This window comes from Clostridium sp. ATCC BAA-442 (genome assembly GCF_964239415.1).
GTDB classification, from domain to species: Bacteria; Bacillota; Clostridia; order Oscillospirales; family Oscillospiraceae; genus Flavonifractor; species Flavonifractor plautii.
On the sequence record NZ_CAXSQB010000060.1, the window covers coordinates 9,900 to 19,376 of the forward strand.

The 9,477-nt window shown below is 64.3% G+C and carries 8 protein-coding genes; all 8 read right to left on the reverse strand.

The window, feature by feature from the left end; translation table 11 throughout:
* Window positions 1-68 precede the first annotated feature (68 nt).
* Window positions 69-1,664, reverse strand: a complete 1,596-nt coding sequence (locus tag ACESY8_RS17455) for an MBL fold metallo-hydrolase RNA specificity domain-containing protein (RefSeq protein WP_054339505.1) — start codon at window positions 1,662-1,664, stop codon at window positions 69-71.
* A 30-nt stretch (window positions 1,665-1,694) separates the two neighbouring features.
* On the reverse strand, window positions 1,695-1,898 hold the full coding sequence (locus tag ACESY8_RS17460; RefSeq protein ID WP_007488921.1) for a hypothetical protein: 204 nt from the start codon (window positions 1,896-1,898) through the stop codon (window positions 1,695-1,697).
* A 314-nt stretch (window positions 1,899-2,212) separates the two neighbouring features.
* Window positions 2,213-3,649, reverse strand: a complete 1,437-nt coding sequence (gene pyk / locus ACESY8_RS17465; RefSeq protein ID WP_034567142.1) for a pyruvate kinase — start codon at window positions 3,647-3,649, stop codon at window positions 2,213-2,215.
* A 128-nt stretch (window positions 3,650-3,777) separates the two neighbouring features.
* The gene (locus ACESY8_RS17470; protein WP_009258330.1) at window positions 3,778-4,983 is read right to left on the reverse strand and encodes an MFS transporter; all 1,206 of its coding nucleotides are present in this window, start codon (window positions 4,981-4,983) and stop codon (window positions 3,778-3,780) included.
* A 3-nt stretch (window positions 4,984-4,986) separates the two neighbouring features.
* Window positions 4,987-6,198, reverse strand: coding sequence for an alginate O-acetyltransferase AlgX-related protein (locus ACESY8_RS17475; protein WP_338154741.1), 1,212 nt, complete (start codon window positions 6,196-6,198; stop codon window positions 4,987-4,989).
* A gap of 12 nt (window positions 6,199-6,210) precedes the next feature.
* Window positions 6,211-7,614 carry an MBOAT family O-acyltransferase gene (locus ACESY8_RS17480; protein WP_054339506.1) on the reverse strand — a complete coding sequence of 468 codons (1,404 nt, stop codon included), beginning with the start codon at window positions 7,612-7,614 and terminating at the stop codon, window positions 6,211-6,213.
* A 12-nt stretch (window positions 7,615-7,626) separates the two neighbouring features.
* The gene (locus ACESY8_RS17485; protein ID WP_007488911.1) at window positions 7,627-8,688 is read right to left on the reverse strand and encodes an acyltransferase; all 1,062 of its coding nucleotides are present in this window, start codon (window positions 8,686-8,688) and stop codon (window positions 7,627-7,629) included.
* A gap of 3 nt (window positions 8,689-8,691) precedes the next feature.
* Window positions 8,692-9,060, reverse strand: coding sequence for a VOC family protein (locus ACESY8_RS17490; RefSeq protein ID WP_054339507.1), 369 nt, complete (start codon window positions 9,058-9,060; stop codon window positions 8,692-8,694).
* Window positions 9,061-9,477 lie beyond the last annotated feature (417 nt).

A 9,477-nucleotide genomic window follows, 5' to 3' on the forward strand; every position in this document is an offset into this window, starting at 1 on the left:
CCGGCTCTTGCGCGGATGCGGGGCGCGGAAAACCCCCGGCCCTGCGGGCCGGGGGTTTGGGACGCGCGTCAGCGGTCCCACTTCTCGATGAGGGCGCGGAGCTGGTCGGCGAACCGACCCAGATCCTTGTTGGTGCCGCCCTTGTTGTGGGCGATGACCTCCATGAGCCTGCGGCCCACATCCTCCAGGCGCTGGTAGGCCGGCGAGCCGCCGGAGGCGGGCTCGGGCTTCTTCTCCGGCGGCAGGCCGGGGGAGAGCATCTGGTTATCCAGCAGGTCGTAGACCTCTTCGTAGTTTGGGGCGTGGGCGGCCAGTCCCTTTTCCCGGAGGGTGTTGGCGTAGACCTCCGTCACCTCCTGGTCGCCGTGGACCACGAACACCTGCCTGGGCCGGGGGCTGAAGTGCTCGATCCACCGCAGCAGGCCGTCCCGGTCGGCGTGGGAGGAGAGGCCATGGAAGTTGACGATCCGCGCCCGCACGGCGATCTCCTCGCCGAAGAGCTTGACCGAGCCGACGCCGTTGAGGAGCCGGCGGCCCAGGCTGCCCTCGGCCTGATAGCCCACGAACACCACGGCGCACTCCGGCCGCCAGAGGTTGTGCTTGAGGTGGTGGCGAATACGGCCGGCGTCGCACATACCGGAGGCGGAGATGATCACCTTCGGGGTAGGGTCCAGGTTGAGGGCGCGGGACTCATCGCTGCTTTCGGTGATGGTAAGGCCGGGGAACTGGAACAGGGCCCCGCCCTTGAGGGCGGCGATGGCCTCCTCGTCCAGGTAGCCGTGGAGATCCCCGGAGAAGATGCGCGTGGCCTCGCCGGCCAGGGGGGAGTCCACCACCACGGAGAAGCCGGGCACGCTCTTGACGAGGCCCTGCTCCTTCATCTCCCGGATAAAGTACAGCAGCTCCTGGGTGCGGCCCACGGCGAAGGAGGGGATGATCACGTTGCCTCCATTGCCCAGGGTCTCGTCGATGATGGCGGCCAGGTCGGCGGTGTAGTCCGGATCCTTGTCCATGTCGTGGAGCCGGTCGCCGTAGGTGCTCTCGGTGAGCACATAGTCGGCGTCCCTGATGTACTGGGGGTCGCGGATGATGGGCTGATCCCGGTTGCCGATGTCGCCGGAAAAGACCACCTTGCGGGTGGTGTCCCCCTCGGTGAGCCACATCTCCACGCTGGCCGAGCCCAGCAGGTGCCCGGCGTCCACGAAGCGCACCTTCACCCCGTCGGCGATCTGAAGCGTGGTACCGTACTCGCAGGTGACGATGCGCTTGACCGCCTCCTCCGCGTCCTGGACGGTGTAGAGGGGCTCCACCGGCTCCTCCCCGGCCCGCTTGCCCTTCTGGTTCTGCCACTGGGCGTCGCTCTCCTGGATGTGGGCGGAGTCCCGCAGCATGATGGACAGAAGCTGCCCCGTCAGGCGGGTGCAGTAGATGTTGCCGGTGAAGCCCTGCTTCACCAGCAGGGGAATGCGGCCGGAGTGGTCGATGTGGGCGTGGGTGACCACCACAGCGTCGATATACCCGGCGGCAAAGTCCAGTTCCTGGTTGTCCCGCTCGTCCCGGCCCTGCTGCAGGCCGCAGTCCACCAGAATCTTCTTTCCCCCGCACTCCACACAGTGGCAGCTTCCGGTGACGGCCCTTGCCGCGCCGAAAAAGGTCAGTTTCATGGGGCACCTCCTTGTGCAGTTTCTACAAGGCTATTGTACTCCTAAAACCAGCCGGTGTAAATAGTCGGATAACGTCCGGTAAGACGGGCAGAAGATCCGCCTCCCTGCCGCTTGGGACAGTGCCTCGTTCCACTCCTCCAGGGTGTAGGTGTTGAGCGGCAGCACGCTGAGCAGGGTGAGCAGCCACTCCGGGTCCGCCCGGCCGTCCAGCCGGGCCAGAATGCGGTTCTCCATATGCTCCCCCCTTTTCCCATTTGTATGCCGCAGCTCTGCGTGCGGTCCCTTTTCTTTTGCGGAAACATCCAGTATACCGTAGGATAGCGGATCGGCATGACCAGGAACGCGGCCATCCAGTACGCCAGCGCCGGTGTCTGCTGCATCGCCGTCCCCATCTTCTCCCGGAGAACGCCGCGGCCTTTGACACGACGAACCCCCTGTGGTAGACTATGGCGGCACCATCTGAGGGGCCGCGGGCCTTTCATAAAGAACCGGACCGGCATACGTAGGAGCCGGTCCGGTTCTTGTTATGCGTTCCTTCTTACAGGTTTTTACAGGCCGCCCTCCACAATCTGGGCCTTGATCAGGTTGGTTGTGCCGGACTGGCCCAGGGGTACGCCGGCGGTAATCACCACCGTATCGCCGATCTGGACTGCGTTCTCCTTACGGGCCACATCCACAGCCAGGGAGAACATCCGGTCGGTGGAATCCACCTCGCCGGACAGGTAGGGGTGCACGCCCCAGGAGATGGCAAGCTGCCGCCGGGTGGACTCATTCTGGCACAGGGCCACGATGGGGCAGGCGGGGCGGAAGCGGGAAATGACTTTGGCGGTGTAGCCCGACCGGGTGGCCGCCAGGATGGCCGAGGCGTTCAGATCCATGGCGGTCAGACAGCAGGAGTGAGTGATTGCGTCGCTGATACCGGATACCACGGGCAACAGGCTGCGCTCCCGGAAGCGGCCCCAATAGTCGATGGCCTCCTCCGCGGCGGTGACGGTGTTGACCATGGTGGACAGGGCCTCAATGGGGTACTTGCCGGAGGCCGTCTCGCCGGAGAGCATGACGCAGGAGGTGCCGTCGAACACGGCGTTGGCCACGTCGGACACCTCGGCCCGGGTGGGACGGGGATTGCGGATCATGGAGTCCAGCATCTGGGTGGCGGTGATGACCGGCAGGCCGGCCCGGATGGTGGCCTTGATCATCTTCTTCTGGAGGATGGGCACCTCGTGGGCGGGGATCTCCACGCCCAGATCGCCCCGGGCCACCATGATGCCGTCGGAGGCGGCGATGATGCCCTCCAGGTTCTCAACGCCCTCCCGGTTCTCGATCTTGGCGATGATGCGGATATTGTCGCCGCCGTGCTTGCGCAGTTCGGCGCGGATGTCCTCCACGTCGCTGGCCTTGCGCACGAAGGAGGCGGCGATGAAGTCGAAGTCGTTGTCCACGGCGAACTTCAGATCCTCCCGGTCCTTGTCGGTGAGGGAGGGCAACAGAATGTGCACATCAGGTATGTTAATGGACTTGTTGCTGGACAGGGGGCCGCCGTTTTCCACCTCACAGTGGATCTCGTGGCCCTCTACCTTCTGGACCCGCAACTCGATGAGGCCGTCGTCCACCAGGATGCGGCAGCCGGGCCCCACCTCCTTGTGGAGGTTGGCATAGGTGACACTCACCCGGCGGCCGTCGCCGGGCACGTCATCGGTGGTCAGGATAAATCCCTGGCCCTGCTCCAGAGTCACGGGGCCGTCGGCAAAGGTCTTTATACGGATTTCGGGGCCCTTGGTGTCCAGAATGGTGGCCACGGGGGCGCCCAGGGTGTCCCGCACCTTCTTGAACATATTCAGCCGGGCCAACTGCTCGGCGTGGCTGCCATGGGAGAAGTTGAAGCGGGCAGCGTTCATGCCGGTCCGGATCAGCCGTTCAATGGTCTCCGCATGGTCCACCGCAGGCCCCAGGGTGCAGATGATTTTGGTCTTTCTCATGTTCATACAATCGTCCCTCCGTCGGGTATCCGAATCTCCAGGTCTCAACAAAAATCCGCAGATATCATACACCATCCCGCCCCGTTTGGGAAGGGTGAAATGGGTTAAATTTATGATTTCCGCCTACAATTTTTTCAAACCGTCCGCCGGGCCGGACACCGGAGCGCCGCCCAGCAGAGGGCCGCACCGGCGCAGCCGCAGGCGATACAGGCGGCGAGCATCCAGTTTGCGCCGCCCATATCCAAGGTCCAGCCGGCCAGCAGGCCGCCCAGCATTCCGCCCATGCCGTTGGAGGCCACCATCATCACCGTCTGGCCCCGCACCCGGTCAGCCTCGGGCACGGACTCATTGACAAAGTAGACCGACGCCGGGGTGAACAGGCCGTAGCCCAGCAGTTGCAGGGGCTGGGCCAGCAGGACGCCGGCGTAGTTGAAGGTACACAGCAGCGCCACGGCCTTGAGGGTGCCGAATACGGCGCTGATGAGCAGCAGCCGACCGCTGCCGAACCGGCGGAGCAGCTTTGGGAAGAGGAAGGCGGTGGGCAGCTCGAAGGCCCCCATCACAAACATGGCCAGGCCCAGATCGGCGTCGGTGCCGCCCCGGCTGGTGACCACGTTCACCAGGAAATTGGACAGGGGGAGCACCGCCGTCAGGCTCAGCAGCACCCCGGCCAGCATCAGTGTAAAGGACGGGTTGGACCGCAGCAGGGCCAGAGCCGACTGTGGCCTCGGCCCCTCCGCATCCCGGGCGCGGGGCCTGCCCCGGTAGGGCGGGTAGGTGGCCACCAGGGCGATCTCCGCCGCGACCAGCACCACATGGGTGAGCAGCGTGCTCTCCACCCCGGAGCGCCCCACCTGGAAGCCCAGGAACACACAGGTCAGGGCGTAGGCCAGGGAGCCCAGTCCCCGGCCCAGACTGTAGCGGATGGGGACGCCGTCGTTGATGAACTGGATGGCCATGGCGTCCATGAGGGGGTAGGAGGACACCTCCAGCCCGCCGATGACCGCCCACACCAGGGCGGTCTCCCCCAGCCCCATGCCCGGGGCGAGCCAGTACCAGACGCTCACCCCCAGGGAGAGGAGCATGGACAGGGAGACGATACGCTTGAGGGGAAATTCCGGGTGCCGGTCGGCAAAGCCCCCCAGCAGGGGCTGGCACACAATGCCCGCCAGGCAGCGCACCGAGGTCATCAGCCCGGCCTCCCCGTTGGAAAAGCCCCGGTCCAGCAGCAGGGCGGTCTGATAGCCCACGATGGAGGCAAACATGGCCCAAAAGCCGATCTGCATGGCCATATAGTGCCAGTCCAGCCGCCGGAGGGAGGGTTGTCTCTGTATGGTCAAGGCTCATTCCTCCGTATGTTCATATTGGAACAGGTTGTCCAGCCGGGTGGTGCTCGCAGTGTAGAGGGTGAGGGCTATATCCGGCTCCAGGCCCGCAATGGTGTCCAGCAAATCCCCCTCGAAATACCGCAGATCGATGGTGGTCAGCTCCGAGCAGGACAGGGCCAGGAAGGGGGTGAGGGCGCAGGCAAAGGAGTCCCGCAGCAGCACCACCCGCGGCCCGTCCGGATTTTTGTGGTTGGTGATGGTGGCGATGGGGTAGTCGCCGCCGGCGTAGTAGGTATAGGGGTTGCCGTTGAACCAGTCCTGCCGGGCCACCCGCTCGGGAAAGCACACCGACGTCTCAAAGGGGCCGGTGCGGGTAAAGCCGTAGGCGGGGCAGGAATAGGTCAGCTCGGAATCGAATTTTGGGGTATAGAGCGTGATGTCGTCCGCCCCGGCGTAGAGGGAGCCCACCCGCTTGCCCTGGCTGCCCAGGAAGAAGTGCTCCAGCACCCGGGTATCCCAGTTGGCCGGATCGGTGAGGGCCGGGTTGGCGGACAGGCCGTACCGCTCCTCCAGCTCGTCCGTCAGCGCCTGCCAGGCGAAAAAGGCCGCCTCGGGCTTCCAGTGGTGGTCGGTGCGGAAAAACCAGTTGGAGTAGATGCCGTTCTCCTCAAACAGGGGGCGCAGATCCACATAGTCCGTCCCACGCCGCTCCAGCTCGGCCAGGAAGGCGTCGGCGCTCTCGTTGCCATACTCCTCCACCCCGGTCGGGAGCAGCGCCTCCCCCCGCTGGAGCTTCTGTGGGGCGTTCACGTAGAGATAGGGGATTCCCAGGGCCTCCAGGTCCTGGGAAAACGCCGCCGTGGCGGCGGCGTTCTCCGCCACCTGCGGCCCGACGCCGGGCGCGGCCTGGAGATCCACAAAATTCAGCCCGCCGGTGGACAACCGCACCACGGTATTCTCCCCCACCGCGTCCTCCACCACCCGGCGGCCGGAGAGCCGCTGCACCCCGCCGTAGAGCTGGATAAACAGGTGATCCCGGTCCAGATCGCCGTTGACGGCGGACTCCGCCCCGTCCACAAAGGCCATCACGTCCCGGTTCTGAACGAAGGCCTTGAGCAGGGCCTCAAACTTCCCCTCCCCGCCGAAGAAGGAGGTGGCCAGTAGCAGGAATCCCGCCGCCACCGCCAGCAGGAAGACCGCGGCGGTCATGGTATTGCGTCGCTTCACGCTTCTGCCTCCTCAAAAATTGAAGTAGATGAAGGGGTTGTAGGTACCCTTGATCAGGAAGGCCGCCGACACCAGGAACACCGCCGCCGCCAGCACGGCGTAGCCCGCGTCCAGCAGGGGGCTGTCCTTTTTCGCGGCCCAGTCCCGCAGGCGGGGGGCCAGCGGTCCGGCGAAGAGCACCGACGCCGCCAGCACCGTCCAGTTCTCCCGCAGGTAGAGGGCGGTCAGATCGTCCCACCCCCCGGCGCCGAGGCCGAACATGGCCTGGAGGTACTGCCCCGCCGCCGCCAGGCTGTCCGCCCGGAAAAGCACCCAGGCAAAGTTCACCATCAGGAAGGTAAACAGCCATTTGGCCCACACCGGCCAGCCCCGGCCCAGCCCACCGTATTTTTCCAGCACCAGCAGCACGAAGTAGAACAGTCCCCAGGCCAGGAACGTCCAGTTGGCCCCGTGCCAGATGCCGGTGAGCAGCCACACTACGAACAGGTTGCGGATGTGTTTGGCCCTGGAGTCCACCCGGCTGCCCCCCAGGGGGAAGTAGACATAGTCCCGGAACCAGGTGGACAGGGAGATGTGCCACCGCCGCCAGAATTCGGTGATGGACCGGGAGATGTAGGGGTAATTGAAGTTCTCCAGGAAGTGGAAGCCAAACATCTTGCCAAGGCCGATGGCCATGTCGGAGTAGCCGGAGAAATCGTAGTAGATCTGCAGGGTGTAGCACAGGGCGCCCAGCCAGGCGAAGGAGGCGGACAGGCCGTCCCCCAGGCCGAAGGCCCGGTCGGCCACCACGGCCAGTTGGTTGGACAGGAGCACCTTCTTGCCCAGGCCCACGATGAACCGGCTGCACCCGGCGGAGAAGTCCGTCCAGGTCTCTTTGCGGTGGTCGATCTGCTGGGCTACCGTCTCATACTTGACGATGGGTCCGGCGATGAGTTGGGGGAAGAAGGAGATGTAAAGCCCCACCTTTAGGGGCGAGCGCTGCACCTCCCCCCGGTCCCGGTGGACGTCCAGCACATAGCTCAGGGCCTGGAAGGTAAAGAAGGAGATGCCGATGGGCAGCTCAATACCGGGAATGACAAAGGCCGCCCCCAGGCGGTTCAGAATACCCAGTGTAAACGTCAGGTATTTAAATACAAACAGGATACCAAGATTCACCGCCAGGGCGGTCACAAGAGGGGGCGCGCAGGTTCGTCCCGCTCGCTTGCAGGCATCCACCCACAGGCCGAAGCCGTAATTGGCCAGGATGGAGCCCAGCATGACCAGTACAAACCAGGGCTCCCCCCAGGCATAGAAGCCCAGGGAGGCCAGCAGCAGAAACACGTTCTGCCCCTGCCGCCACCTCCGCAGGGGCAGGTAATACACCAGCAGGACCACCGGGAGGAACAGGAAGAGAAACACCGAACTGGAAAAGAGCATGCCGCTTCTCCTTTAAGTCAAATACTTGCCCACGAACGGCACCTTGGAGAGGAGCCACGCCGCCGCCAGGGAGGCCAGGAATACCGCCGCCGTCAGCACCGGCACCGACAGCACAGGCGGGAAGGACAGGGCGGTAATGCCGAAGTTCCGCAGCAGCATGAGGAAGAACACGTGCACCAGATAGATGCCGAAGGACACCTTCGCCACGCCGGAAAACCGCTGGCGGCGGGAGCGCTCGTCGCTCACCCCCAGCAAATAGCGGAAGAGCACAAAGACCGCCGTGCTCATCAGGGCGATGTTGGGACTGTCATAGTTGTAAAAGGTCTGGGCCAGCGCCCCGCGCTGCTGGGACAGCCAGGCGGTGCCCCCCACGGTGACCGCCGCCCCTGCGATCCCCAGCAGGTAGATGAGGTACTCCGCCGGGCGGCTCAGTGTATACTCCTTTAAGTAATAACCCAGTACATAGTAGCCCACATAGCCCAGCACCAGCTTGATATTCAGGTAGCTCTGGTAGAGGCTCACCGTCTGGCTGGGCCGCAGGCGCAGAAGGGTGGGCAGGAGGAAGGTGAAGACAAACACCAGCAGGAAAAACCAGTGGAAATCCCCCCGGCCTGCCCCCCGCACGAAGGCACGCAGCACCGGGGTGACCAGATACAGGCCGAGCAGCATATAAAGGAACCACAGGTGAAAGCAGGTCTTTCCCAGGAGCACCTGATAGAGGGCTGCCCGGACGCTCTCCCAGCTCAGGCCGTGCACCTGTACCCGTTCCACCAGCGCATAGGCCGTCCCCCATACCGCCAAGGCGGCGGCGATACGCAGCATATGGCCGAAAAAAAGCTTGGAGGGGGGGAGGCTGTGCTTGGGGTCCAGCAAGAACATGCCGGAGAGCATGACAAACACCGGCACACACCAGTGGGTCAGCCCGTCGTACACGTTGAGCACCATAAAATCGGGCGTTCCCACCGGCGACGCCTCCAGGGCCCCGCCGGTTATGTGGACCACGATCACCGCCAGCATGGCGGTACACCGCAGCAGATCGGCGTAGGCCAGCCGGCCGCCTATGGTCTGACTCACCCCTTACCCCCGCTCCGGGACGAGCTCGATCCAGTAGCCGTCCGGGTCCTCAATGAAGTAAACGCCCATATCCGGGTTTTCAAAGCATACGCAGCCCATGGCCCGGTGCCGCGCCAGCAGCGCATCAAAGCGGTCGGTGACGAAGGCCAGATGGAACTCCTGCTCCCCCAAATCGTAGGGTTCGGTGCGGTCCCGCAGCCAGGTTAACTCCAGACGGAAGCCGGTCTCCCCGTCCCCCAGGTACACCAGCTTGAAGGAGCCGTCGTCGGCCTCCTTCTCCTCCTCCACCTCCAGCTCCAGCGCCTGCCGGTAGAAGGCCAGGGATCGCTCCAGATCCAGCACATTAAAGTTAAAATGATTGAATTGCAGCATGGTTTTTCCTCTTTTCTTCGGTTTTGCGGGCGTGGTTCTCTTCCCCGCCAGACTAGGGCTTGTTTGAAACTTGGCGATGTGCCCAGCAGCGAGGGATTTCGGCTGCTGGCAAGCAATTTTTTCGCGGGAATCCGGACGGATTTCAAGGAAAAATTGCGCCGTCCAGCGGTCAAAAGGCCCGCCGATTGGGCTTGTTGACATGTTTCAAACAGGCCCCAAAGCCTCGGTCTGTAGGGACCGGCGCCCCAGGGCGGCTTCTCTTGCCCCTTCGTGGCAGTTCCCCTTCTGCCCACATCGGCTCGCCGGACCAATGGCTCTGACCGTGTCCCGCAGCCGCGGGCGGGTGTGGGCACCCGCCCCTACAACTCTGCGGGTGGCCCAACACCCCCGCCTCCAAGTAGGGGGGGCCCTTGTGGC

What these genes read in the sequence shown, in the direction of transcription:
- ACESY8_RS17455 (WP_054339505.1), bottom strand. Translation starts at nt 1,664, where the DNA reads ATGAAACTGACCTTTTTCGGCGCGGCAAGGGCCGTCACCGGAAGCTGC.
- ACESY8_RS17460 (WP_007488921.1), bottom strand. Translation starts at nt 1,898, where the DNA reads ATGGAGAACCGCATTCTGGCCCGGCTGGACGGCCGGGCGGACCCGGAG.
- pyk (WP_034567142.1), bottom strand. Translation starts at nt 3,649, where the DNA reads ATGAACATGAGAAAGACCAAAATCATCTGCACCCTGGGGCCTGCGGTG.
- ACESY8_RS17480 (WP_054339506.1), bottom strand. Translation starts at nt 7,614, where the DNA reads ATGCTCTTTTCCAGTTCGGTGTTTCTCTTCCTGTTCCTCCCGGTGGTC.
- ACESY8_RS17490 (WP_054339507.1), bottom strand. Translation starts at nt 9,060, where the DNA reads ATGCTGCAATTCAATCATTTTAACTTTAATGTGCTGGATCTGGAGCGA.